General features: G+C 63.6%; 23 protein-coding genes and 5 pseudogenes. 18 read left to right on the top strand and 10 right to left on the bottom strand.

The genetic code is table 11. The features are described 5' to 3' along the window. Positions 1-78: 78 nt before the first annotated feature. Complete coding sequence (locus tag ACVWW3_RS27915; protein WP_456647981.1) at positions 79-1,128, bottom strand: ABC transporter substrate-binding protein; 1,050 nt, start codon at positions 1,126-1,128, stop codon at positions 79-81. Between the two features lie 228 nt (positions 1,129-1,356). On the opposite strand from ACVWW3_RS27915, the gene ACVWW3_RS27910 reads away from it, so the two are divergent. From ACVWW3_RS27910 to ACVWW3_RS27880, 7 genes and pseudogenes are all read left to right on the top strand, one after another. Continuing rightward, positions 1,357-1,725, top strand: a complete 369-nt coding sequence (locus ACVWW3_RS27910) for a hypothetical protein (protein ID WP_456647982.1) — start codon at positions 1,357-1,359, stop codon at positions 1,723-1,725. 117 nt (positions 1,726-1,842) lie between these two features. Next, a complete protein-coding gene (gene hisE / locus ACVWW3_RS27905) occupies positions 1,843-2,247 on the top strand; it encodes a phosphoribosyl-ATP diphosphatase (RefSeq protein ID WP_247445218.1) in 405 nt (134 codons plus the stop codon). Between the two features lie 36 nt (positions 2,248-2,283). After that, positions 2,284-2,886 (top strand): YqaA family protein, encoded by a 603-nt coding sequence (locus tag ACVWW3_RS27900; protein WP_354104405.1) that lies wholly within the window; start codon positions 2,284-2,286, stop codon positions 2,884-2,886. A 61-nt stretch (positions 2,887-2,947) separates the two neighbouring features. Then, positions 2,948-3,487 (top strand): hypothetical protein, encoded by a 540-nt coding sequence (locus ACVWW3_RS27895; protein ID WP_354104406.1) that lies wholly within the window; start codon positions 2,948-2,950, stop codon positions 3,485-3,487. Between the two features lie 30 nt (positions 3,488-3,517). Further along, positions 3,518-4,919: pseudogene (locus ACVWW3_RS27890) on the top strand (aspartate ammonia-lyase). Positions 4,920-5,068: 149 nt separating this feature from the next. Beyond that, entirely contained in the window at positions 5,069-6,037 is a 969-nt protein-coding gene (locus ACVWW3_RS27885; RefSeq protein WP_247339822.1) for an NAD(P)H-dependent flavin oxidoreductase, read from the top strand. A gap of 181 nt (positions 6,038-6,218) precedes the next feature. Further along, positions 6,219-6,994: pseudogene (locus tag ACVWW3_RS27880) on the top strand (thioesterase family protein). 365 nt (positions 6,995-7,359) lie between these two features. On the opposite strand, the gene ACVWW3_RS27875 reads toward ACVWW3_RS27880, so the two are convergent. Further along, a complete protein-coding gene (locus ACVWW3_RS27875; protein WP_456647983.1) occupies positions 7,360-8,922 on the bottom strand; it encodes an AMP-binding protein in 1,563 nt (520 codons plus the stop codon). Positions 8,923-9,044: 122 nt separating this feature from the next. On the opposite strand from ACVWW3_RS27875, the gene ACVWW3_RS27870 reads away from it, so the two are divergent. From ACVWW3_RS27870 to ACVWW3_RS27845, 6 genes and pseudogenes are all read left to right on the top strand, one after another. Next, the gene (locus ACVWW3_RS27870; RefSeq protein WP_354050470.1) at positions 9,045-10,004 is read left to right on the top strand and encodes an NAD(P)H-dependent flavin oxidoreductase; all 960 of its coding nucleotides are present in this window, start codon (positions 9,045-9,047) and stop codon (positions 10,002-10,004) included. Positions 10,005-10,163: 159 nt separating this feature from the next. Next, positions 10,164-10,412, top strand: coding sequence for a hypothetical protein (locus tag ACVWW3_RS27865; RefSeq protein WP_247339825.1), 249 nt, complete (start codon positions 10,164-10,166; stop codon positions 10,410-10,412). A gap of 132 nt (positions 10,413-10,544) precedes the next feature. Beyond that, positions 10,545-11,253 (top strand): annotated as a pseudogene (locus tag ACVWW3_RS27860) (hypothetical protein). Between the two features lie 84 nt (positions 11,254-11,337). Then, positions 11,338-12,051, top strand: coding sequence for a hypothetical protein (locus ACVWW3_RS27855; RefSeq protein WP_456647984.1), 714 nt, complete (start codon positions 11,338-11,340; stop codon positions 12,049-12,051). 190 nt (positions 12,052-12,241) lie between these two features. Continuing rightward, a complete protein-coding gene (locus ACVWW3_RS27850) occupies positions 12,242-12,667 on the top strand; it encodes a hypothetical protein (protein ID WP_456647985.1) in 426 nt (141 codons plus the stop codon). A gap of 2 nt (positions 12,668-12,669) precedes the next feature. Then, on the top strand, positions 12,670-14,556 hold the full coding sequence (locus ACVWW3_RS27845; RefSeq protein ID WP_456647986.1) for a hypothetical protein: 1,887 nt from the start codon (positions 12,670-12,672) through the stop codon (positions 14,554-14,556). Positions 14,557-14,589: 33 nt separating this feature from the next. On the opposite strand, the gene ACVWW3_RS27840 is transcribed toward ACVWW3_RS27845, so the two are convergent. After that, a complete protein-coding gene (locus tag ACVWW3_RS27840; RefSeq protein ID WP_456647987.1) occupies positions 14,590-14,979 on the bottom strand; it encodes a cysteine rich repeat-containing protein in 390 nt (129 codons plus the stop codon). Between the two features lie 69 nt (positions 14,980-15,048). Here ACVWW3_RS27840 and ACVWW3_RS27835 point away from each other — a divergent pair, with 69 nt between their 5' ends. Then, a complete protein-coding gene (locus ACVWW3_RS27835) occupies positions 15,049-15,330 on the top strand; it encodes a hypothetical protein (RefSeq protein ID WP_247339839.1) in 282 nt (93 codons plus the stop codon). Positions 15,331-15,628: 298 nt separating this feature from the next. On the opposite strand, the pseudogene ACVWW3_RS27830 reads toward ACVWW3_RS27835, so the two are convergent. From ACVWW3_RS27830 to ACVWW3_RS27810, 5 genes and pseudogenes are all read right to left on the bottom strand, one after another. After that, positions 15,629-15,710: pseudogene (locus ACVWW3_RS27830) on the bottom strand (DNA-binding response regulator); the annotation flags it as partial. Positions 15,711-15,933: 223 nt separating this feature from the next. Continuing rightward, positions 15,934-18,048: a phospholipase effector Tle1 domain-containing protein gene (locus ACVWW3_RS27825; protein ID WP_456672207.1), complete on the bottom strand. Its 2,115-nt coding sequence runs from the start codon at positions 18,046-18,048 to the stop codon at positions 15,934-15,936. A gap of 40 nt (positions 18,049-18,088) precedes the next feature. Beyond that, positions 18,089-18,562 (bottom strand): annotated as a pseudogene (locus ACVWW3_RS27820) (phospholipase effector Tle1 domain-containing protein); the annotation flags it as partial. Positions 18,563-18,776: 214 nt separating this feature from the next. Continuing rightward, the gene (locus tag ACVWW3_RS27815; RefSeq protein ID WP_456647989.1) at positions 18,777-19,028 is read right to left on the bottom strand and encodes a GCG_CRPN prefix-to-repeats domain-containing protein; all 252 of its coding nucleotides are present in this window, start codon (positions 19,026-19,028) and stop codon (positions 18,777-18,779) included. Positions 19,029-19,054: 26 nt separating this feature from the next. Then, on the bottom strand, positions 19,055-19,297 hold the full coding sequence (locus tag ACVWW3_RS27810; RefSeq protein WP_456647990.1) for a hypothetical protein: 243 nt from the start codon (positions 19,295-19,297) through the stop codon (positions 19,055-19,057). Between the two features lie 295 nt (positions 19,298-19,592). On the opposite strand from ACVWW3_RS27810, the gene ACVWW3_RS27805 reads away from it, so the two are divergent. Continuing rightward, positions 19,593-20,552 (top strand): helix-turn-helix transcriptional regulator, encoded by a 960-nt coding sequence (locus tag ACVWW3_RS27805; protein ID WP_456647991.1) that lies wholly within the window; start codon positions 19,593-19,595, stop codon positions 20,550-20,552. 74 nt (positions 20,553-20,626) lie between these two features. Here ACVWW3_RS27805 and ACVWW3_RS27800 read toward each other — a convergent pair whose 3' ends face one another. Together ACVWW3_RS27800 and ACVWW3_RS27795 are read right to left on the bottom strand one after the other, a co-directional pair. After that, a complete protein-coding gene (locus tag ACVWW3_RS27800; protein ID WP_456647992.1) occupies positions 20,627-20,854 on the bottom strand; it encodes a hypothetical protein in 228 nt (75 codons plus the stop codon). 91 nt (positions 20,855-20,945) lie between these two features. Beyond that, positions 20,946-21,251 (bottom strand): hypothetical protein, encoded by a 306-nt coding sequence (locus ACVWW3_RS27795; RefSeq protein WP_456649734.1) that lies wholly within the window; start codon positions 21,249-21,251, stop codon positions 20,946-20,948. On the opposite strand from ACVWW3_RS27795, the gene ACVWW3_RS27790 reads away from it, so the two are divergent. The 3 genes from ACVWW3_RS27790 to ACVWW3_RS27780 all read left to right on the top strand — a co-directional run bounded on the left by ACVWW3_RS27790 (position 21,232) and on the right by ACVWW3_RS27780 (position 23,851). Further along, entirely contained in the window at positions 21,232-21,645 is a 414-nt protein-coding gene (locus tag ACVWW3_RS27790) for a hypothetical protein (RefSeq protein WP_456649840.1), read from the top strand. The genes ACVWW3_RS27795 and ACVWW3_RS27790 overlap by 20 nt on opposite strands. Before the next feature lie 103 nt (positions 21,646-21,748). Further along, a complete protein-coding gene (locus tag ACVWW3_RS27785; RefSeq protein WP_456647993.1) occupies positions 21,749-22,633 on the top strand; it encodes a hypothetical protein in 885 nt (294 codons plus the stop codon). A 105-nt stretch (positions 22,634-22,738) separates the two neighbouring features. Continuing rightward, positions 22,739-23,851 (top strand): hypothetical protein, encoded by a 1,113-nt coding sequence (locus tag ACVWW3_RS27780; protein WP_456647994.1) that lies wholly within the window; start codon positions 22,739-22,741, stop codon positions 23,849-23,851. The last annotated feature ends 312 nt before the right edge of the window (positions 23,852-24,163 follow it).

The raw sequence follows: 24,163 nt of genomic DNA, 5'->3' as shown, positions 1-24,163 counted from the left end.
CGGTGTTAGTGATATTGCTCGAAATCGACCCGATAGGCATCACCGTTTTCAAAATTCGAAAGTGATGCACCACGATGTTCAGTTGATCAGCCGCCCTGCAACCGGCGGCAGGAACCGGTCGTCGAAGATATCCCCCGCAACCGGCTTCTTGCGGAATTTGAAATCCTGCGCGATCTGGTCGATCGAGCGGTCCATGCGCGCGGGGTCGATGCCGCCGAGGCCGTTGCGACGGACTTCGTCGGTCTGGATATTGTCGACGAGGACGGTGCGCAGGCGCGCCAATTCGAGATTGCGGTCGCCGTCGTCGATGCGGCTCGCGGCTTCGTCCGCCGCACGCGCCGGCTCTTTCACGGTCGCGTTGATGCCTGCGATCAATGCGCGCACGAATCCCTTCACGGCGTCCGGCTTGGCCGCGGCGAAAGCCGGGTTGACCACGACGGCAAAGCCATAAGCCTCGCAGCCATAGTCGGCATAGCGAAGCACGACGAGATCGTCGCCGGGTACGCCGCGATCGCGCAGGTTCACTCCCGAGAGATAGCTGAAGCCGGCGACGGCATCGACCTGTCCCGCGGAGAGGATCGGCTCGCGCACGGCGGCGCTGATCCTGTGGAATTTCATGTGCGCCGTGTTGATGCCGTTCTGCTGCGCTAGCGCCGGCCACAGCCGCATCGACAGGTCGCTATCGGCGACGCCGACGGTCTTGCCGTCGAGATCGGGCGGCAGATGGATGCCGCGGCTCCTGCGGGCGACGATCGCGTAGGGCGCACGGTTGAACAGCAGGAACACCGCCTTGACCGGTGCCGCATCGTCCTTATCGCGGAAGCGGATCAGCTCGTTGATGTCGACCAGCGCGAGCTCGCTTTCGCCCTTGGCGACGCGCGCGAGCGCCTCCGGCGATCCGGCCGTGCTGCTGAAGGAGACGTTGAGACGTTCGGCGCCGAAGCTGCCGTCCTTTGCAGCCAGGAAGAACGGCGCCATGCTTGCATCGATCGGACGGTCGAAGGCGAAGTGGATCGCAATAGAGGGCGCGGCGGTCTCAGCCGCCGTGACATCGCGTGCAGTCAGCGCGGCAAGCGAGATTGCAAGGGCTTGCAGGCAGCGAAGGGCGGTCGTCTTGAATCTGAACATCAGTCGCGCCGGTCTCGCCTTGTTGTGATCTCGTGACGCTCGCAGCGCCGGCTGGCGGAGCAGTCTCTCCGCGCCAACATGAACGGCGGATGAGCGGCGGTTGCGTCACGATCACGCAACCCCGTTCAGCTTGTGTTGGGGTTGGGGAACCCAACATGGGATGTGGGTGTTTGAAAGACATGAGCCTGTCGTCAGGCACCATTCGAGGTCCCAAGGAGGGTCCAGGACATGTTTGACAGCTTTTCGAAGTTTGCCGGCCGCAAGGCCGCTATTGCCACCGCCGCGGTGCTGGTGTTGACCGCGGTCGCCCCGACCGCCTCATACGCCGGCGGCCGCCACTGGCATGGCGGCGGCGGTGCGGCCCTTGCCGGCGCGGCCATTGCCGGCGCCATCGGCACCGGGCTTGCGATCGCCGCGAGTCGTGACGCCTACGCCTATGATGCCCCGGCCTATTACGGTGGCGGGCCGGCCTACTATGATGACGGCCCAGTCTATTACAGCGGCGACTCGTATATTGGTCCGCGCCCGTTCCACCGTTGCGGCGGTCCCTATCAGTCCGCGCAGGGCGGCCAAGGCTACGCCTCGACCTGCTACTAAGCCCGGCTACGTAGAATTGACCACAACAGGCCGTCGCGCTTGCCGCGATGGCCTGTTTGGCCGTTTATTGTCAGACGTTAACGCGCCCGCCATTGGTTTAGAGTAGTTTTCAGGACCATGAGTGATTCGCTTGAGCGGCTATATCTGGCTGTACTCGCGGCCAGGGACCTTGATCCGGCAACATCGCGTACAGCCCGGCTGTTTCAGCGTGGGCCCTCCAAAATGGCGAAAAAACTGGCCGAAGAGGCCATTGAGGTCGTCATCGATGCGGTCAATGGCGACAGCGAAGCCGTGATCCGGGAAAGCGCCGATCTGCTCTACAATCTCACTGTGCTCTGGGCCTCGGCCGGCGTGCGTCCCGAGGACGTCTGGCGCGAAATGACCCGGCGGGAAGACATGCTCGGCATCGCCGAGAAGCTGCCGAAATCGGCGATGAAGCTGCCCAAAGTTGCGTCACCGCGCGTGGCCGCCAGGCGGCCAATTGTCGCGATCGAGGGTCGCGTGGCGCGGAAGCGCCACTAGAAACGTCACAAAACTGGCGATGGACAAATCCGTCCGATGGTGCTTCATCGCGGCGCCATGCTGAAACGTATCTACGATTGGTGCATCGACGCCGCTCACAAGCCTTACGCGCTCTGGATCCTGGGTGCCGTGGCTTTCGCAGAAAGCTCCTTCTTTCCCGTCCCGCCGGACGTGATGCTGATTCCGATGTCGCTGGCTCGCCCGCAGCGCGCCTGGGTCTATGCGGCGATCTGCACCGCGACGTCGGTGCTGGGCGGCCTGCTCGGCTATGCCATCGGCGCGCTGCTATTCGACTCGGTCGGTCACTGGCTGATCCAGGTCTATGGCCTCGGCGACAAGGTCGATGCCTTTCGCGCCTCCTATGCCGAGTGGGGCGCGGTGATCATCCTGCTCAAGGGGCTGACGCCGATCCCCTACAAGCTCGTCACGATCACCTCGGGCTTTGCCGGTTACAATCTCGTCCTGTTCATGATCTGCTCGATCGTCGCGCGCGGCGGTCGTTTTTTCATCGTCGCGATCCTGCTCAATCGCTATGGCGATTGGATCCGGGTCAGGATCGAGAAGCATCTCGGTCTCTGGGTGGCGATCGGCGCAGCCGTGCTGGTGCTCGGCTTTGTGATCGCGATCAAGTTGATCTAACCCAAATTGATCTAACCCGAGGCGCTTTGCGGCCGCGCCAGGTTCGGCTACGGTTGCCGTCATGATGCTTCGATCCGGCATTCCGGTCCTGCGACCGGGGACGCTGATATTTGCGGTGCTTTCGCTCCTGCTGGCTGCCGGCGGTACCGGATGGCCGCAATCCGCGCCGCCAGCGCTCGGCCTGCAGGAGCAAGGACCGCAGGCCGCGCCGCCGCCCTCGACATCAGCTCCTTCGTCACCGCCGGCGCGTGAGGACAATCCCGGGCTGATCAACGAAATGGGCAAGCTGTTCGACAAGCTGCCCTCGATCCTGCCGCCGATCAAAAGCCCGAGCGAGACCATCAACGATTTGTCGCGCCTGGCGAAGCCGTCGAGCATGGTGTCGGGACGCGTGGCCTGTCCGGCCTCGTCGAACGGCGCGCCCGACTGCAAGCTCGCCGCCGACAAACTCTGCCAGAGCAAGGGCTACACGGAAGGCAAGAGCCTGAATGCCGATTCCGCGGAGAAATGCTCGGCCAAGGTTCTGATCCCGGGCAGGCAACGCAAACCGGACGACTGCCGCACTGATACCTTCGTCACCAGCGCGTTGTGCCAGAACTGAGGACGTCGCGCGAGCAAGCAAGGAGCGCCCATGAGCCGTACGGAGCAGGACTTCCTCGGACAGCGTGAGATCGCCGACGACATCTATTACGGCGTCCAGACCATCCGCGGGAAGGAGAACTTCCACATCACCGGCATTCCGATGAACCAGGAGCCTTACTTCGTGAAGGCGCTCGGTTACGTGAAGAAGGCTGCGGCCATGGCCAATCGCGATCTCGGCGCGGTGGACACCAAAGTCGCGGAAGCCATCATCGTGGGCTGCGACCGCGTCATCGCCGGCGACATGATGGACCAGTTCGTCACCGACTTCATCCAGGGCGGCGCCGGCACCTCCACCAACATGAACGCCAACGAGGTGATCGCCAATCTCGCGCTGGAATCGCTCGGCTTTGCCAAGGGCGACTATCAGCATGTCAGCCCCAACGATCACGTCAATTACGGCCAGTCAACCAACGACACCTATCCGACTGCCTTTCGGCTGGCGCTGATCCTGCGGCTCGAGAGCTACATGACCGCGTTACGCCAGCTCCAGGAGGCGTTCTTCGCCAAGGGCCGGGAGTTCGAGCGCGTGCTGAAGATGGGCCGCACACATTTGCAGGACGCGGTGCCGATGTCGCTCGGCGCCGAATTCCGCGGATGGGGCACCACGATGGGCGAGGAGGTCGATCGCATCTCGGAGGCGCGCGCGTTGCTGCGCGAGGTCAATCTCGGCGCCACTGCGATCGGCACCTCCGTCACCGCGGCGCATGGCTATCCAAAACTTGCGGTCCGGCACCTGAGCGCGCTCACCGGCATCGACTTCATCCTCGCCGGCGACCTCGTCGAGGCGACGTCGGATACCGGCGCCTATGTGCAGCTCTCCGGTGTGCTCAAACGCACCGCTAGCAAACTGACAAAAATCTGCAACGACATCCGCCTGCTCGCCTCGGGGCCGCGTGCGGGCTTCAACGAGATCAACCTGCCGCAGCTTCAGCCGGGCTCCTCGATCATGCCCGGCAAGGTCAATCCGGTGATCCCCGAGGTCGTCAACCAGACCAGCTTCCTCGTCATCGGGCTCGACACCACAGGTGACGCTCGCAGCGTCCGCCGGCCAGCTCCAGCTCAACGTGATGGAGCCGGTGATCTCGTTCGCGCTGTTCTTCTCGATCCGTACCATGGAGCGCGCGGTCAACAGCCTGCGCGAGAATTGCGTCGTGGGCATCACTGCCAACGAAGAGCACACCCGCAACATGGTGCTCAATTCGCTCGGCATCGTCACCGTGCTGAAGCCGCTGCTCGGCTACAAGCAATGCGCCGAGATCGCGCGCGAGGGCTACAAGAGCGGCAAATCGCTGCACCAGATCGTCGTGGTCGAGCGCAAGCTGCTGACGCAGGAGACATGGGACGAGATGTTCTCATTCGAGCGGCTGATCAATCCGGATCTGATTGCGTGAAGTCGTCGCCCCGCAGCGAATTCCGTAGCTTGGAATTGCGGTAACGGAGTCCGCCACGGCGTCAGAACGCAATACTTGACAGTGGAAAGATTGCCTTGTTGGTATGGGCCCCAACTTCTATTTGACCGCCAACAGAGGACCTTCTCGCAATGTCCATGCCTGCCTTGTTCAAGGGACGCCTGTCGATCCCCGTGATCGGTTCGCCGCTCTTCATCATCTCGGTGCCCGATCTTGTGATCGCGCAGTGCAAGGCGGGTGTGGTCGGATCGTTTCCGTCGCTGAACGCGCGGCCGCCGGAACTGCTCGACGAGTGGCTGGCGCGGATCACCGAAGAGCTCGCGGCCTATGACCGCGCCCATCCCGACAAGCCGTCGGCGCCGTTCGCGGTCAACCAGATCGTGCACAAATCGAACAACCGGCTCGATCACGACATGCAGCTCTGCGCCAAGTACAAGGTGCCGATGGTCATTTCGTCGCTCGGTGCGCGCGAAGAGCTCAATCAGGCCGTGCACGGCTGGGGCGGCATCGTCTTCCACGACGTGATCAACCAGAAATTCGCGCACAAGGCGATCGAGAAGGGCGCCGACGGCCTGATCCTGGTAGCGGCCGGCGCCGGCGGCCATGCCGGCACGATCTCGCCGTTGGCTTTCGTTGCCGAGACGCGAAAATGGTTTGACGGCCCGATCGCGCTGTCAGGCGCCATCGGCAACGGCAAGGCGATCCGCGCTGCGCGCATCCTGGGCGCCGACTTTGCCTATATCGGCTCGGCCTTCATTGCCACCAAGGAAGCCAATGCGGTCGAGACGTACAAGGAGATGATCGCGGGCGCGAACGCCGACGACATCGTCTATTCCAACCTCTTCACCGGCGTGCACGGCAATTATCTGAAGCCGTCGATTCTCGCCGCCGGCATGGATCCGGAAAACCTGCCGACCTCCGATCCCTCCAAGATGAACTTCGGCACCGACGCCTCCGGCGAGCGCGCCAAGCCAAAAGCCTGGAAGGAAATCTGGGGTTCGGGCCAGGGTGTCGGCAGCATCGACGGCATCGTGCCCGCCGCCGAAATGATCGCGCGATTCAAGAAGGAATACGACGAAGCGGTCGATCCGCCGTTGTGATCGCTGTGGTGTCCCGGACCCGGTGCGGCGTCATAAGCGCGTTCACGCGCGTCTTCGACGCGCTATGGTGCCGCGCCGCAGAGCCGGGACCCATCGCCACGACAACTGGACCCCGGATCAGCAGCGCACCGCAAGAGCGCTACGCTGCGTCCGGGGAACGCCACCCGAGATCGAGTACGGCATGACCCCCATTTACCGCGTCGACGGCAACAGCGTCGTCACCAGCCCGGACGCCGCGGGCCCGTGGGACCGGCGTATGCAGCACGGTTCGGCGCCGGCCTCGCTGGTGACGTGGGCGGCTGAGCGCATTCCGACGCCTGTAACGATGGACATCGCGCGCGTCACCATCGATCTGATGCGCCCCGTGCCGGTGGCGCCGCTCACGATTGCGACCGAGATCTTGCGCGAGGGCCGCAAGATCCAGCTCTGCGGGGTCAAGCTGCTCGCCGACGGCGTGCAGGTCGTCGGCGCGACCGTGCTCAAGATCAAGCGCCAGGCGCTGGCGCTCCCCCCGACGACGTCAAGGCGCTGCCGGTCGAATTGCCGTCGCCCGAGGACTCGCTGGTCGAGGACGGGCATGCCGCCACCAGCCCGTTCGTACGTTCGGTCTCGATGCGCGCCGCGCGCGGCCGCTTCGGCCAGGCCGGCGCGGGCGCGATCTGGTTTCGGGTCGACCATCCCCTGATCGCAGGCGAAGCGCTCTCGCAGGCGATGCGCGCCGTGGTCGCCGCCGATTTCTCCAACGGCACCGCCTCGACGCTCGACTTCCGCGCCTGGACCTACATCAACGCCGACCTCACCGTCAGCTTTTCGCGCCAGCCGATCGGCGAATGGATCCTGCTCGACGGCGACTCCTGGATCGGTCCTGACGGCGCCGGGCTTGCGATGTCGCGGCTCGCCGACCGGCAGGGCTATTTCGGCCGCGCGGTGCAAAGCCTGGTGATCGAGAAGCGGTGAGCTTGACGGCGAGCGCCGCGATCGCTCCTTGGCCGGTTGAACGGCAGGCTTCCGCCGCCGCGGAAGGGATGCCTGGCCGCGAGCCTCCTGTTCGAATGTCTCTTGTTCGGCGCGGCATCCTGCCTGTTCACACGCCGTAGAAGATCTTGATCTCCCACAGCACCACGATGATGGCCGTGATCAACGTGACCGCGGCCAACGCACTTTCCAGGGAAGCGACTCTCATTTCACACTCCGCTTCCCAGCCCCGCTAGCGGTCTAGTTGATTCCCTGATTCGCCCGCAATTGCGTGGGCATCGCCGGCACTCACTCCGTTGCGCGTTGTGGTGCCGGGGCCACAACGACACCGTAGAAATCCGGGGTGTCTATCCCACCATCCGGTCCCGTCCGCCCCAAAAGCTCGCGCGCAGTACTTTCTTGTCGACCTTGCCGACGCCGGTCATCGGCAGTTGCTTGACGAACTGGATCTGCTTCGGCGCATGCGCCGAGCCCTTTCGCGTCTTCACCAGATTGATCAACTCATCGGCATCAGGTTTTGCGCCCTCGCGCAGGACGACGACGGCGGTGACGGCTTCGCCCCATTTCTCGTCGGGGATGCCGACGACCGCGACCATCGCCACGTCCGCATGCTGCGACAGCACGTCCTCGACCTCGCGTGGAAAGATGTTGAAACCGCCAGAGACGATCATGTCCTTCTTGCGGTCGAGGATGAACATGTAGCCGCGATCGTCCTTGCGCGCGATGTCGCCGGTATGCACCCAGCCGTTCTTCAGCGTTTCGGCGGTGATGTCCGGCCGCTTCCAGTACTCCGCCATGACATGTGGAGCGCGCACGCAGATCTCGCCGGCTTCGCCCGTCTTCACCTCCTGGTCGTTGTCGTCGAGGATCTCGACCTCGCAAACCGCGATCGGGAAACCGCAGGACAGGAACAGCTCCGGCGTCTTGGGATTGTGATCTGCCTTGCGCAGCACCGAGACGGGATAGCATTCGGTCTGGCCGTAGAGCTGCGAAAACACCGGCCCGATGCGCTCGATCCCCTCGATCAGCCGGCTCGGCGACATCGCGGAGGCGCCATAGAGCACGAGCTCGAGCGAGGAGAGGTCGGTCTTGCCCAGCGCGGGATGATCGAGCAGCACGTAGATCATGGTGGGCACGAACAATGTGAAATTGATCCGCTCGCGCGCGATGGTGGCCAGTACCGCCTCGGGATCAAAACCCTTCAGCATGTGGACGGTGCCGCCGCGCATCAGGGTCGGCAGCACCTTTGTGCCCGCGACATGGCTGATCGGAGCGACCGTCAGATAGCGCGCCGCCTCTGGAATTTCGAAGTCGGCGAGGATCGCACCTGCCGCCCCGCTGTTCTCGCGATGATAGCGCAGCGCGCCCTTGGATTTTCCGGTCGTCCCGCCGGTGTAGTTCAGCGTCGCGAGATCGTCGGCGCCGGCGAGGCACAGCGCGCTGGCGTGGCCTTCGATCTCGATCGCCTGCAACAGGTCGACGCCATAGTCGGCCGGTCCCATGGTGAAGACCGCCTTGAGCTGCCCCGCCTGTGCGGCGAGCTCGCCACCGCGCTCGCGGAAGGAGGCCGCATCGACCACCAGCATCTCGGCCCCGGAATCCTCGAGCTGGAAGAGCTGGTCCCCTGGCGATCCCAGAGGGTGCAGCCAGGTGATGCAGAGTCTGGACAATTGCGCGGCGACACCGGCGCACCAGGTGTCGGCGCGATTGGCGGTGAGGAGAGCGACACGCGCGCCGGGCTGCAATCCAAGGCGCATGAATACGCTCTGGATCCGTCCGATCAGGTCGATTGTGCCCTGATAGCTCAGCGATCCGCCGGGCCAGGCGAAAGCGGTGCGTCCAGGATAGCGCGACAGTGCCCGTAGCGTCTGCGCACAAGCCGGAGACGATGCGTGGAGCGGATCGGACATATGTTTCCTCATTGCTTTGTCATCGGCTTTTGACGTGCCAATGTTGCGCGGAAGGCTAGCACAGGGAATGCGGGATGGAACGACAAAGCCCGCGCAAGGAGGCAAGAGTGACAGGGAGGCTTGTGACGTCCGATCGACTGCAACGCTTTCGCGATCGTCTCAGTCTGCCTTTGATCGCGGCGCCGATGTTTCTGGTGTCGGGCGTCGAGCTCATGGTCGCGGCCTGCCGTAACGGTGTGATCGGCAGCTTCCCTACTGTGAACTGCCGTAGCGCGGAACAGCTTGAGGCGTGGCTCACCGAAATTGAGACGCGGCTGCGGCATCGCGAGGATCAAACCGGTCGCACGGCCGCGCCACTCTGCCCGAACCTGATCGTGCATCGCTCCAACGCGCGGCTGGAGCAGGATCTCGCTGTGCTGCTGCGCCACAAGCCGGAGATCGTCATTACCTCTGTTGGATCGCCCGAGCCGGTGTTGAAGCCGCTGCATGAAGCTGGAGCGCTGGTGTTGGCGGACGTGGCCTCGATCCGCCACGCCCGGCGCGCGGCGGAGGCCGGCGCCGACGGGCTCGTACTGCTCACCGCGGGCGCCGGCGGGCAGACCGGCTGGCTCAACCCATTTGCCTTCGTCCGCGCGGTGCGCGCATTCTACGATGGCATCGTCGTGCTCGCGGGCGGCATCAGCGACGGCCGCGCGCTGCATGCGGCCGAAGTGCTCGGCTGCGATCTTGGCTACATGGGCACAAAATTTATAGCGACGCGCGAGAGCATGGCGGACGAGCGTCACAAGCGAATGCTGGTCGACGGCAGCGCGGACGACATTCTGCTGACCACCGCGTTCACGGGCCTGCAGACCAGCATGCTCAAGCCGTCGATCGTGGCAGCCGGTCTCGACCCCGACGATCTGCCGGCGCGGGGCGCGATCGACATCGGCAAGGACATCGACGTCAACGCACGCGAGAGCCGCCCAAAGCGCTGGCGCGATATCTGGAGCGGCGGGCATTCGATATCGGGCGTGACCGACGTGATGGCGGTCGACGATCTCGTCGCGCGGACGGTCGCCGAGTATCGAGAGGCGGGGTGACCGCCTCCCCCCGTAAAACTGCGGAGGCCGGCAGGGGCCCGTTGTCCCCCATCACAGTTAATCGAGCGCTCCTTCGAAGCCCCTCACTTAACGGCAGATTAACCAACGCCCGGCAAGAATCCCTCTCACGGCGCCAATCAGGACCGAGAGGGACAGGCGATGGACTTCGACTATCTCAACGCCAAGACGGCGGCTTCGCTGGACGAAATTCGCGTCCGCGTAGCCCATGCGCTGGCCCGCCATCCGCTGTGCCGCAGTGTGCGCTTCGACATTGTCAGTGTCCCCCGCACCCGCCGGGGCGGCAATTGGACGGTGACGTTGCAATCGGTCGAGCCGCGCGGCGTCTGGGAGGCTTCGGAGATCGTGGCCGACATCCAGGACGCTTACGATCTAGCGCTAGCTGCCTGATTTTCTTGAGTTTTTCGGGCGATGTCGCCGCAGTCTGCGCGATTGCCGCCGCAATGGCTCGGTTAAGCCTTAATTATCGCCCAGTTTCCAAGCAGTGATCACGTGGACTTGAAGTCGGACGCGGAGAGACGTTTGTCGAAAGCCATCACCATCGTCGTGCTGACCTGCTTCCTCGTCCTCGGCGCCGCCACCACTGCCATTCTCGGCCGTGACAGCGTGCCAAGCGTCAGCGCTGAGATGATCTCGCAGACGCCGCCTAAGCCGCTTGCAACCAACCGGGCTGCCAAGGCCGACCGTCTGGTTCCGACGCTGGCGCTGGCTTCGGCCGCAATCGACCCGGTTCAGGTTCCAGCCGACAAGCTCTCGCAAATGCCCGTGCTGGCCGAGCCGCTGCGCCAGGCGTTCGCTGCCGCCACGCCGTCCGATTTCCCGATGCCCAAGGCGAACGTGAACGAGGCTCCGGCCGCTTCAGAGGTTCCGGCCGTCGAAGTCCCGGCCAAGCCGAAGGTCGTGGCCAAGCCGCAGCCGCAGAAATCCTATTCGCTGCTTTCCGACGTGCAGATCTCGGGCATCCGGGACCGTCTGAAATTGTCGTCGTCGCAGGAATATTACTGGCCTTCGGTCGAGACAGCGCTGCGCCAACGTTGTCCGCAAGATCTCGGCAAACAAGCTGTCCAATCCGAACGTGCAGGGCGTGCCGATCGATCCCAATTGCGACGAGGTCCAGCAGTTGAAGTCGGCCGCGATGCCGCTGCTGTTCCAGCTGCGTGACGACCAGAAAGAGGAAGTGCGCAAGCTTGCCCGCATCATCGGGCTCGAGAAGGTCGCGCAGCAAATCTGACGCATAGGTTAGGGAACCGCGCGCTCGCTTCTGGAACATTGGGCAATCCCAAGGCGTTACCCGCTCCAAAGAGGGAGTGGATCGATGCGCGCCCTGATAGCTTATTTCGTCGGTGCCGGAACGATCGTCGCCGCCATGGCGATTGGTCTCGGCGGCGGCATCGTCGCCGGCAATATCATGCACCCAATCGCGCCCAAGCAGGGGCCGGATACCGGCAAGCTGGCGCAGCGTGCTGAACCAGTCGCCGCACCGACAACAACGAGTGCGCCCTTGGAGCGCGTCCAATATCTCACCGGCTCAAAAACGTTCGGCGCGATAGTCGTCGTGCCTGCGCAGGCGCAGGACGAAGCAAAGCCTGAGCCCAAATCCGAGACGCAGACTACCCAGGCAAACGCTGAATCGCCCGCGCCGCATCCCCCGCAAGCAGCCGCAGTCGAGCCGCCCAAGGAGCAATTCAAGCCGGCAGCCGCTTCGCCTCCGCAAGTCGTAAAACCCGCCGAGCAGCAGGCTTCGACGGTGCCGTCCTCTTCATCTGACAATGCCAAGGACAATGCCAGTGCCAAGGCCAGGGATTCTGACGTGAAGCGTGCCACGTCCGAACGGCGCCGGATGGATCGCCGCGAGCGCTGGGCCGAGCGCCGTCGTTACGACCCCCGCGAGCAACGCGGCATGCGCGATCAGACCGATTGGGACGATGTCGCGCGCAACGTTCGTGAAGATTCCAGCACTCGGGACGTCGTGATCCGTCCGGGCAGTGGCTTCCCGCAGATCAGGATGTTCGGCGCCGACGACGATTAGCGCCTGAAACCGCCCTGTTCGCCGCCGCGCACGCGATCGTGAGCGGCGGTTCGTTCCGGGGAGGCGCTTGCCTCTACTTTCAACTTCCAGACGATCTCCGTTCAATGCATGATTGACGTAGCCAGCCAGAGGCCGCGTCATGGTTTCCATGTCAGTGCATCTGTTGTGGACGTCCGCCGATAGCCTCATCGTGGCCTTCGCGCTCGCATTCATCGTTCCGCGATGGCATGTGCTGCCTCTGATTCTGATGTTCGGCGTTTGTGACGCACTAGGCTCTGCGCTCGGTGTCGGTGTGCCCGCCGAAGGCGGTCTTGCCGCGGTCGCGCTGATCTCGTGTGGCGCGTTGTTGGTCCTGCGTCTTCCGATCGCACATCGCCTGATACAGGCGGCGGGCTGGGTCTACGTCCTGCCGCCGCTGCTTGCGATCGACAATATCGTGTCGCACGCGCCGGACCATGTCGGCCTTGTGGCGCTGTCGAGCGCCGCGATGGCTGGCCTCGGATCTTCGTGCGGAGCCGTGGCGTCCGGTTGGTTCAACGCGAGTCCCGAAAGCGGACGGTCGTTCGCCGGGGCCTGTCTGCTTGTCGCTGGAAGCGTTTTGGCATTCGGGGGCTAACCATGCCCACTTCCGTCACGACCCGCAGCTACGACCACGCCCGTACCGGTGCGAACAATTCGGAAACGGTGCTGACGGCGACCGCCATCCGCACGAAGGGCATCGTCAAACTCTTCAGCCTTCGGATTCCCGACGATCCAAGGCTCGAGGCGCAGCCGCTGGCGGTCGGCGGCGTGCACATGGCCGATGGCAAGACCCGCGATTTGATCTTCCAGGCCAGCATGGGCAACTGGGTCTATGCATTCGACGCTGTGACCGGCCACCAGATCTGGGCGACGAATCTCGGACGTCCGATCGTCGGAACGAGGACGATCGACGGCCACATGACCAACGTCCGTTGGGGCATTCTCTCGACGCCCGTGATCGATGAAGGCGCAGGTATTCTCTATGCCTGCGTTTGGATCAGCAACGACGGCAGCGTCGCCAAGGGGCAGCACTTTCTCGCAGCGCTGCGGATTCGCGACGGCTCGAAGGTGCACGGGCTCTTGAATCTCGAGGGCGCGGTCTACACGCCGCCGGGCGACTTGCCGATGCAGAAATTCGTCTCGGCGCAACGCAAGCAGCGCAGCGCCTTGACGCTGACGCAGAACCACGTGCTGATTCCCTTCGGCACGATCGCGGAGACGTCGAAGACGGCGCGTGGTTGGTTGATTGCGGTGGACGTCCATGCCTGGCGGCTCGCTGCCACATGGTGCTCCACCGTCACCGGCTCCGGCGGCGGATTGTGGCAGAGCGGGGCGGGACCTGCCGTTGCTCCCGACGGTTCGATCTATATCATCACCGGCAACGGGGCGTTCTCGCCGCAACACGGCGATTTCGGCGAGAGTATCGTGCGGCTCGCCTTGCGCACGGGAAACCACGCGCATTTCGAGGTCATGTCGTGGTGGGCGCCATGGACCGACGCTAACCGGGTCGGCGCCGCCGCGGTCGCAGCGGCCGCGGACGACGATGACGAGGCGGCCTTGCCGTCCAACGTATCCCTGCCTTCCGTGATTGCGCATGCCAGGCGCATGGGGATGCCGCTCAAGCCTCTTCATGCGCGCGAGATGCCGCATGTCGCGGTCACGTCAGGTCGCAGTGCAACCGATGCGCAGATCGCGCCGATCGTGGCGCATCACATGGAGGCGATGAACGAGTCGATGTGGAGCGACCAGGATTTCGGTTCCGGCGGTCCGGTCTATGTCGCTTCCGCCCATGCCGTGCTGGCAGCGGGAAAGGATGGAGTCCTCTACACCGGCAATGCCAATGCGCTTGGCGACACGCAACCGGGCGATCTTGCGGCCGGCCATTTTGCGGCGAACTACGACAAGCTTCATATGCCGCCGATCCTGTACACGTATTTCGATCCTGGCGTGCCGCCGGCGCCGGCGTCACCGATGGAGCTGAACCTGTTTCCGGGCGGCGCGACGCGGCACCTGCATGGCACGCCGTTGTTGTTTCAGTCCGCCGTCCACGGCACGATGCATTTTGTCGGCGGCGAGAACAGCGCCTTGCGGGCGTGGTCGATCGCAGCCGACGGGACCACGGCCTATCTCGCCGGTGGCAATGAGATCGCCTCGCCGCAATCGCCGCGTCCGCCGGGCGGCATGCCCGGCTGGAGCATCACGCTTGCCGCCAACAACGGCGCTGATGGCATCATCGTGGCGATGGTGCCCTATCAGGACAGCAACATGTTGCTCAGTCCGGGCCGCTTCCTGATCTACGACGCGCAGAATTTCGCCACCAATCCCGACGGCTCCAGGCGGCTCCAGGTGATCTGGGACAGCGAGAACTGGGGACCCGAGCACGCCTTCACGCATCCCAAGTTCAATCGTCCGATCGTCTGGAAAGGCCGCATCTATCGCCCGACCTATGACGGGCGCATCGACGTCTACGGCCTGACTCAATAGCGCCGGCGAGATTTGTGCGGTGGACGCAAGTGCTCACCCGCCGTGGGACTCCACGACCCTGCGGCAGCCATCCGAAAGCTTCGACTTGTTCTCGCGCAGGCAGGCATTCATCTGCGGCGGCTTGCCGATGTGTTCGGCGCAGAATTTGCCGGCATCGCTGCGGCAGGCCATCTGCTCCGCGGGGTCGGACCAGATTGCGCAGCGGCGGGCAGGGCGGTGGTGGCGAGCAGCAGCGTGGTAAGAATCGAAAATTTCATAAAATACCTCTTTGAGAAGGTCGTTGGCCTCGCCTGGGATCAAGCGAGCCGGACCATCTCGCGAAGGTCGCGCGCTGGTCCATGCCATGTTCATGGCATCGGCCCGCCCGCCCGCACGCCGTACCCCCATTTTCATGGCATGTATCCGCGCGCTGTCTTTTGCCATTCAGGCTGCACGTTGGCTGCGAGACCCGGTGATTGCATCGGGACGCCGAACGGGAAGCAGGAGAGCAAGATGTCGGAAAGAGCGGGAGCGCTGAGCGCCGGGCTGACGATTTTGGCGCTGACAGGTGCGGCGATGGTGTCGCTGGGCACGAGCCCGGCGCAAGCCGTGGTCTATTGCAAGACGGTCGGCATACCCAAGGGCTGCGTGGTGCGGCCGACAGCAGCGGTGGTGGTTGCGCCGGCCGCCGCGGTCGTGGTGGCGACGCCGGGTGTCGGTGCGCCCGGTGTCGGCGTGCGCGCGGGCACGCCGATGAATCGCGGTGGTCCGGTCAATCGCGTCGGCGTGCGCTGAGAACGACGAAAGAGTTCGGGCGAAGGAGCCTTGCGGACGAACCCCCCGTCCTCCGCAGGCAAATTGTCCGGCCCGTCCCTCTCTCCGCGCGTCCCACACGTTCGGAGTGGGGCATTTCAGCCGTTGGCAGCATCGCTGTCGGGAAAAATCTGCGGCAATTGCAGCCGCACGCGCGTGCCTGAGGAATCCGGACTGAGATTGAGTGTCGCCCCGCAGCGCGCGGCGTCCCACCTGCCAGTCGAGCGCGATCTCGTGCGAGCGCAATTGCGCGGTCGCGCGCTCGCGCCAGGAGCCGAGTGCTGGAGCTGCCAGCAAGTCGGCGCGTCGTCCTCGACGAGGAGGATGGTGATGGCTTCACCCGTCTCGCCCTGTTCGGTCATGATCATCGTCCTGCACCCGCGTGTCCCCCGCGGCGAGAGCCCAAGCCTAGCCGCGGCGCGGACACCGCGACACCCATAATCATGGGGGCGCACGGCGACCACTTGGCATCCGCGACGCGGTGTCTACGGCTTCGTCGCGGCCGGTTTATCCTGCGGCATGGGCGGACTCGGCAGTCGCTGCACGACAATGCGCGCGGTGCCGGCATTGTTCTTGTAGAACTGCTCATAGGGCCCCAGGACAACGTCGAGCTTCGCCGGGCGCAACGCGGCCGGGAGCAGCGTCGGATAAATCTGGACGGCGTCGTTGACGTAGAAGAACAGATCGCCGGCATCGGGCGCGAACGAATTCCGCGACCAGCCGTCCCGACAGCTTCTGTTCGTCCCAGATCGCGCGCGCGGTCGGATCATTCGGCACCGGCTCGAAGGGCCCGAGCTTGCGCACTGAGAGCTTGAACGGATCGTCGTCGGGAAGTGCCGCGAACCCTTTCGTCTTGTCGAGCTGGGTCGGATACCTGCCTTTGGTCTGATCCGCATCGTCCTCGACCGGAATGGTCGGATTCATCCGGCGCGGCAATTCGTCGGCCGGCATGACGTAGACGGCCTTCAGCGGAACGTCGCTCATTCCCTTCGTACCGACGCGCACGACGGGCTGGAACCAGGCGGCGCCGAACTGACGGAGCGTCGGCAGGGCGAGGTAGTGAGCCGTGAAATAGGTCTTGAAGCCATTTGTGCCGCTCAAGATGGTCCGGTCGAACCAGGGATCCTCGATCTCGACCCAGACGCGGTATGAGCGGCCTTTCTCGACCGAAAGGCCGCTCCACCAGCAAAACTCCTTCGTCGCGAAGCGGCCGCGCGCATGGATCGGTTCGTCGAGCACCGGCGTGCCGGCCTCTGACCCCGGAGTCGTGCAGATATTTCCGGTCGCGGTGCGGGCGGTGAAGACGCTGGTCGCCCCAATGAGCAGGGCCGAGTAGAAGATGATGAACAGAAAGATGCCGGGCAGCACGAGCTTGGTGAAGAGAAGGCGCGCCGGTCCCGCATTCAGCCGCATCCATCGGGCGAAGCGGAGCAGCAAGCCGGGCTCGTCGAGATGCCGCTGGCTTGCCATGCGGTGTGGCCTGCTCCAGGCCAGCCGCGCGCGTTCCTGGATGGTGTCGCGGAGCACCGTGTTCCTGCGCCAGATCAGGTAGGTGATGACGAGGACGATCGAGGTCGCGAACGGATAGTACAGCGTGATGTCGAGCCACGGCGCCGCATAGGATGGCAGGACATTCCTGACAAGATTGGCCAGCGGCCCCAGCACGGCGCCAACGAGCCAATCGATGGTGGCGATGGCGTGCAGCACCATTGTGCCTTGCAGACCATTGTCCTTCGACACCCCGATCAGGCTGCGGGCGATCCACGGCCAGACCGCGATTACACCGACCATGAACAGCAGCGAGAAATAGGCGACGCGCCGCCACCACACGGTGTCGCGGGTGAGCCTGGCCATTTCGGCACTGGGCGTGTTCATGCGGGTGAAGGCTTCGGCCTCCGTCTCGCGACGCGGGTCTTGGGCCTTCGCCAGATAGGCCTGTTTCATGGCCTCGCGCGTGCCGTCCTCGACGAGGTTCAGCTTGCTGCTATCGGGCGTCAGCACCAGCGCGTCCGCCGGCAGCATGATCGGCGCGTAGTCGTCGCAGCCGAACAGCATGCGTTCGATGACGGCGAAGTGCACCACCGGCAGCCCGCCATTGACCTGACCAGCGAGGATCGGGCGCGGCCCGTAGCGGTAGAGCACGGCAGCGCCGCTGCGCGAATCGTGCTTCGGTCCGGTCGCCGATTGGTATTTCCTAAAGTGTTCGATCTCGCCGTCCTGGAAGCGGAGCCGTCCGTCGAGCTGATCGGCCATCCAGACCAGCGGCACGAAGGATAGCGTGGATTCCGGATAGCCGCCGCCGATGTCGGAATGCACGCCGGTGAACCACACCTCCTCGACCGTCTGGTCGGGCGCCAAATGGCTCTGGTCGATCCGCAGCGGATGGAAGGTGGTTCGCTCGTCGTCCAGCGCCAGCGCATGCGAGATGTGCTTCACCTTGCGCGAAGGCCGGTGATTGCGGAACGAGATCGGCCAGATCGCCCAGTCGATCGCGACCCGTAGCTCCTCGATCGGGACGCCGAAAGCCTCGACCGTGTCGAACAGCCCGAGAAATTCGATGTCGATCTCTTTGCGGCCGTTCATCGCCGAGCGGACATCGGCGTAGGAGCGGTGCCGGCAGATCGCATGATAGAGATAGAGCAGGACATCGCGGATGAAGCGCGCGATCCAGATCGTCGGCAGGCTCTTCTTCAACGGCACGGTTATCGCGACGGTATTCCCGCCACGCGGCCATGGCGTTGCGCTCCATCTCCTCATGCGACACCGGCGTGCCGCCGATTTCCGCCGGCACCAGGCCCTGGCTCGCGATCAGCGATGCCAGGGTGCGCGCGGTGAAGGCGCCGCGGCTGAAGCCGAAGATGTAGATCTCGTCGCCCTCTCGCCAATTCCAGCACAGGAAGCGGTACAGCTTGCGGACGTTGCCGGGCACGCCGATGCCCGTGGCGCCGTCGAGCGCGGCGAGCGGCGCCCAGCCGGCGGTGCCGACGCCCTTGATGTAGTAGGCAATCTGGTCCGGCTGGGTGTGGTCGAGCGCTTCGTAGAGACGCCAGACGCTGGATTCCTGGGTGGTGAACGCATTGCCGGTGCCGTCGGCGAACAGCACCAGCTTGCGCTTTGGCGGGATGGCGGTGGTGGTCCCGCCGGCATGCGTCTCGATATGCGCGTGTTCCGGTCCGACAGGATCGGCGTTCGGCGCACCATCCTGGTGTGGCATGAGCCCCTCCGGCAATTCGACGGGGACGCGCTTCAGGCCCGAGCCGAGCAGCACTCCCCGGAGTCAATTAATGGTTGCAATAACTGCGTCGTGAAAATGCAGGTGCATTCTGCACACGATCCCGCTGAGGTAGCAAGCAGGAACGCGCCGTCGCGGCAGGCGCCTCTCCCCGGTGAACGGTCCGGCGAACGGGGAGAGGCGGAGTGTTCAGCCTTTACCGGCCATTGCCACGGCACGCGCCGCCGGGGCCGATATGGTAGCCGCGCGGGCAAGCATGCGCGGCCGGGTTGGCATAGTTCCTGAGGCAGCCGCCGTAGGGGCCGCGGTGCCAGCCGCGGCCGCAGCCGCCGGCGATTGCGATGAAGTCGCCATTTGCGCCCGAGCCGGGCGGGGCGAGCGGCATGGCCTGGGCAGAGCCTGTGATCGCGCCGAGCGCCATGGCTGCGGCAAACATTGTTCGCATCATGTCTTGTCCTCTCGAATGTCGCTGCTTCAATGGCCGGCGGCGAACGCACTGCCGGCGCGCACTTCGGCGATGGCCTGGTCGATCAGCCCGATCGCCTTCTCGCGATGGCCGCCCTTGTTCGGCTCGGCCTTGCCGAGCTCGGCACGCGCCGATTGCAGGATCGCGACGGCTTGGTCCATGTGCGGCTGCGCGCCCAGCGCGTAACCGATGCAGAGGCTGGTCGCGATGGCGCCGCCGAGCACGAGGCTGCGGGGTAGAGAGGTTCGCATGTCGTCGTCTCCTCCAGCGGGCGTCAGGCTGGGCCGCCCGTTTGCCCGGATGCGGTCCCTTATGTGCCGGGAAGTCGCACCCGCCGCCTGAATAGGGCCCGCTTGTGCGAGCCGTCTTGGACTGTCCGGCGTCGACGGCGGCGCGGCTTGGACTGACCGGCGCAGCTTGATTCACGTTGGCGTGCTGATAGCCTGCGCTTGCCGGTGTTTGGCAGGCGTTCATTTTAGACCTGCCAGGCTTCGGCACGCTTCCGTGCATGAGCTTTTCCCAAACGCCCTTTTGGAAGGTCTTTCGATGTCCGTCATCCGGAAGACGCTTTCGACCGACATGTTGCCGCGGGACCTGTCCGACCGGCAGCGCTTCATCCGCTTCGCCGAGTTGTTCGAGCATTTCTCCAACACCGGCGAGCTCGATCCGGCGTCCGACGTGCCGTTTCGCGCCACGATGAACTCGATCCATATCGGCACCACCATGCTCGGACGCTGCGACGGCAGCTTCGTCACGGTCCGGCGCGAAAAGCGCCAGGTGCTTGAGACCGGCGACGACCGCTTTTGCCTCGCTCGCAACACCGGCGATCGTCCTTCGCGGGTGGTCCATCGCGGCCGCGAATTCACCATGCGGCCGGGATCGATGGTGCTGCTCAAGCTGGATGAGCCGTTCTTCGCCGCCGACGGCGCGAGCCACAAGCGCTTCACCAACGTGCATCTGCCGGTCGACACGCTGCGCGCGATGGTCGCCAACGTGGACGATCTCGTCGGCTGTGAACTCGAACCCGGCGGCGCGCTGACGCTGGCGATGGACTACAGCGATCTGCTGCTTCGCTATCCCGCAGCCGTCGACGAAGCCGACATGGCGATCGCCGCCCATCTGCTCGATCTCGCCGCGATCGGTCTCGGCGCCCGCAGCGATGTCGCCGTCGCCGCGCGACGCGGGGGCCTGCGCGCCGTGCGGCTGAAAGCCGTGTTGTCGATCCTCGAGGCGCGCTTCCACGAGCCGGACTTTTCCGCGCAAAGACTCGCCGCCGCTGCCGGCCTCTCCGAACGCTACGTCAACGAGCTGCTGTTCGAGGCCGGCGCCAGCTTCACCACGCGCCTCAACGAGCTGCGCCTGCGCAAGGCCGCCGATCTTCTCGCCCATCGCGAAGACCGCATCAGCGACATCGCCTTCGCCTGTGGCTTCAACGACCTGTCTTATTTCAACCGCTGCTTCCGCCGGAGGTTCGGCCTGACGCCGACGGCGGCACGGGGGAAGTGAGCTAGGCCACAGATGGGTTGACTTACGGGAGGACACCCTCGAAATCTCTCCTGAGCGTATCCCGAAAGGCATCTCTACGAAGCCTCTCCCCGCGGCGCCGGATATCGCCGGGCCAGCGCCGACAACGGCAAGTGTCGCTCGCCCTCCGGCAGCTCCAGATACGCCAGCACCAGCGGCCGCTTCCAGTCGCGGACGCCGAAATCCATCGCCATCCATTTTTGCGGCTCGGGGCCTTCGAGGCCCCGGACCCAGACGAAGAAGCGGGGGAGGTCGTCCGCTTCCGTCGTGCGTCTCCTGGCCATTGAAGCTGCTCGCTGCATCAGTACGCGTTGCCACACGATATAGGCACTGGCCGGACGAAGTCGAACGCCTGCGGCGAGCGGCATTTCCGCCTTACCGCCAGATCCGAGTCTCCGCCACGCGGTTGATGTCGGCGAGCCGGCGGTCGGCATCGCCCTGAAGGTCGATGCCCTCAACCAGTGTGAGCAGGCGGTGATACGCGCCATCGGCGATTTCGACCGGCAGCGGGGCCTCGTCAAAGGCCTCGACATAATTGTCGACAAGGCCGCTCAACATGCGGCACAGCCCGCGCTGGGAAGGATCGTCCCGGCCGAGCGTTTCGAGCTTTTGCTGAAAGATACGGAAGGTTCGCAGGCCGTGGTGCTGTTGCGAAAGCCACGTGGGTACACCCGACGATATCGTTGATGAATACCGGCAGGAACATCGTGAAGCGACCAAACAGGGGACAAAATACTGTCTGATCAGCGGGAATGCGGCCAACGTGATCGGAGCGGCGCCAAACGCTTCACCGGCATTCGTCAATCTTTCCTACTTCCCGCACATAGCCAACCTTTTGGCAGATATGAAGGAAGGAACGGATAAAATCCTGCGTTCTGATCCCAATGACGGTTCATCCAACGTCATCCGGGGTTGGGGCATCATGGGCAGCGAGCTATCGAACGTTATTGTTAGCCTGTTTGAGAGGTCAGCCTCTTCCTTGACGTTTCGGATCGAGTGCCTCGCCTACAAGATGTTCGAACATTCGTTGGAGCATGATCAGGGAACGGCGTACATATACTCTCCCCCTATGTAGCTTATGCGTAGCGAAGATCGATGCCGGATGGTCGAGGCGCAACGCGGCTTGCTTAACGAGAGTTTGCCCGGAGGGCCCCCAGGGGACGAAAGTGAGGTCGTGCATGCCAACCAGCGATGATCATGACGTCCAGCGCCTAGCGCATGAAACGAACGAGGCCATGCTTGGAATGGCACCAACCTTCGAACCCCTCATGTCGATCCAGGCCAAGAAGAACCACCATGACTCGCTTAAGCGGCTCTCGACCGCTTGCCTCGGCAACTCGCAGTCCGTCCTTTATCTTGTGGGTGGCTTGCGCTTGTGGGACGCCGAGATCGTGCTTCGCTCGGTCTTCGAAGGCACCATCAAGTTCGCCTACTTGCTGGAAAGCCCAGCGACCTTCGAGGAGCGGTGCCGCGAATACAGCGAAGTGCTGCCGACAATCTCGAAGCTGAGGTGGCACATGAAGTCCGACGAAGCCCTAGAGGCACTTGGCGGACAGGGCGAGCCTTTGTATCAGCCTTTCCGCGAAATCCTGTTGCCAGAAGCCGAGATCGAAGCCATCCGCAAGCAATATCCCAGGGAGGTGCGCCAAAGGGTCGAAGCCCGCTGGGGCTTCACCGCGCTTGTAGCGGCGCTGTCGCGGCCAGGAGGCGCGTTCGGCGGCGTAGGCCGCGCGGCGTTGCATAGCTATATGGTGTCGAGCCACCTGATACACATGACGGACGAAGGGGTCTGGATGCCTTATGAACGGGATGTCCGGAAGCAAGCGCGGCGCGATGCCGTTACGCTTGGCCATGCGAGCCGACTGATGAGCGATTGCCTGGAATTGACATTCTTGCGCGCCATTTCGATACGGCGTTTCCTCGGGACTTCTCCGAAAGACCTGTTCGAAATCCGCTCTCGCCATGAGAAGCTCTTCGACAACTTGCACAAGGCTGGCGAGCAGTTCACGGAGCTCGAATACGGCAAAAAGCAGGAGACGAAAGGCGACCCGGCCCCGCTTTAGTGGCAAGCCTGCGCTGCACCGCGCTTGAGCCCGAGACCACGGTGATACTCCAGCACAGTCCCCCCGCAATTCCGATCGAATATTAAACTCGGTGTCAATTCAATAATGAATATCGACGAGCACAAGCAACATCCCGACATATCGATCGATCGGTATGTAAAGGCCCGCGTTGTCGAGTTGGGGGGCTCGCTTGCTGGCAGGCACGCAATCTATTTGGATGTATGCTATTGGCTCCTGCTGAGGAACGCGTTGCTCGCCAATGACAACGAAACTCCCACTGGGAAGCTCCTTGGACTGCTTCGGGATACGGTGAAGCGTGGGAAAGTATTTTGTCCGATTAGCGAATCCGTTTTCTTGGAGTTGTTGAAGCAATCTGATCCATCATCGCGTTTGCGGACGGCCAAGTTGATCGATGAACTGAGCCTTGGCGTGTCGCTACTGAGCCAACGCGAACGCGTTGGGACCGAGCTAGCGCATTTCCTTTATTCGAGCCAGAATGGCGCAGAGGTTCATCCCCTGCGGCACCTCGTATGGACCAAACTACCCTACGTGCTCGGCTTCCTGCATCCAACGGAGACCTCGATCGATCCGCCGACTTTGCTCGCCATTCAAAAAGCGTTCTTCGACGAGATGTGGACCGTCGACCTCGCGGAAATGATCGAGAGGTTTGGGGCCGCACCGCTGCCGCTTGATCCGAAACTAGATCACATTGCGGACAAGCTGAACGCCGAAAATGCCGAACATGCGGGCGAGATCAAGAGTTTCCGGCAGGCCTTGACCAATGAACTCAGTGGCGTGGCCGATCTTTGCGCCGATATGGCAGCGGATATCTTGGGCGAGATGGCAATGAAGCAAGGTCATGCTGCACCGTCTCCCGAGAGCAGCGACTGGAAACGCACACGGACGATGTGTGCTAACCTAGTGTTTCATGGGCTGCAAGCGAAGCCCGGCCTGCGTCATAAACTTCCAACCTTGTACATTGAGGCGTGCCTTCACGCCGCGACTAGGTGGGACAAAAGCCGTCGCATTGTGGGTAATGATATCTATGATTTCAATCATGCGAGCGCCGCTGTCGCGCATTGCCAAGCCTTCTTCACAGAAGGTCCGCTGAAGGCGCTCCTCGGCCTGAAACATCACGACTTAGAGAATGATTTTAGCTGCCGGGTAGCCTCGGAAGTCCCCGAGGCGACCGACATCCTCAATGATTTGGTTCGATAACACCCCCAAGATGAGAGATACAAAGCAAGCGAGTTGCTTCTGTTGGTATGACCGACTTGATGCCTCGATTTCTTGCGGCGCTGCCCGTCGGGCAAAACTCCGCTGACTACCCGCAATCTGTCAATGGCCGGCAATAAAAATATTTTGCTTTACCGAATTTCGGAAATATCGTATCAACAGGCCATCCCGGCCCGAGGATAAGGGGCGTTTCGCGATCGTCACGATACGCGGGCGGGGTGGCGGTGGACGTGGAACACATCGGCGCGGAAGCAATCGCAGGGCGGGTTTCCCGTGAGTGGTTGAGCGGCGCGC

Source organism: Bradyrhizobium sp. LM2.9 (assembly GCF_054056555.1).
The sequence above is the reverse complement of the archived record's forward strand: the minus strand, read 5'-3'. Positions and strand labels throughout refer to the sequence as shown.